This is a genomic window from Pseudomonas proteolytica, assembly GCF_007858275.1.
Classification (GTDB): Bacteria; Pseudomonadota; Gammaproteobacteria; order Pseudomonadales; family Pseudomonadaceae; genus Aquipseudomonas; species Aquipseudomonas proteolytica.
Genome location: NZ_VFEV01000100.1, coordinates 1 through 549, shown reverse-complemented (window position 1 = coordinate 549; position 549 = coordinate 1). Strand labels below are relative to the sequence as shown.

The window sequence follows — 549 nt, the reverse complement described above, 5'->3', positions numbered from 1 at the left end:
ACATTCGCCGAAAATTCGAATTTCTCAACTAAGAGAACTCACAAATTTTACCTTAGCCTGATCCGTTACCAGTGAAAGTAACGTTCAGTCTATCTTTCTATCACATACCCAAATTTTTAAAGAACGATCTAATCAAAGACTAGAAATCAATATTCACACCGGAATATTCATTTCTAAACTCTAACAGCAGAAGCAGTTAATGGTGGAGCCAAGCGGGATCGAACCGCTGACCTCCTGCGTGCAAGGCAGGCGCTCTCCCAGCTGAGCTATGGCCCCATAACAAAATTGGTGGGTCTGGGCAGATTCGAACTGCCGACCTCACCCTTATCAGGGGTGCGCTCTAACCAACTGAGCTACAGACCCAATTTCGAGCGCAACTGATTAGCTAAGAGCTATCAGCTTGGAGCTTAAAGCTGCTTCTATCGTCTTCTTCAATGAATCAAGCAATTCGTGTGGGAACTTATGGAGCAGCTGATGTCGTCGATTAAGGAGGTGATCCAGCCGCAGGTTCCCCTACGGCTACCTTGTTACGACTTCACCCCAGTCATG

The 549-nt window shown here is 46.3% G+C and carries 2 tRNA genes and 1 rRNA gene; all 3 read right to left on the bottom strand.

From position 1 onward, the window contains the following. Nucleotides 1-200: 200 nt before the first annotated feature. Nucleotides 201-276: transfer RNA gene (locus tag FIV38_RS29875), tRNA-Ala, on the bottom strand. Between the two features lie 10 nt (nt 277-286). Next, nucleotides 287-363, bottom strand: a tRNA-Ile gene (locus FIV38_RS29870). Nucleotides 364-485: 122 nt separating this feature from the next. Beyond that, nucleotides 486-549, bottom strand: a 16S ribosomal RNA gene (locus FIV38_RS29865); the annotation flags it as partial.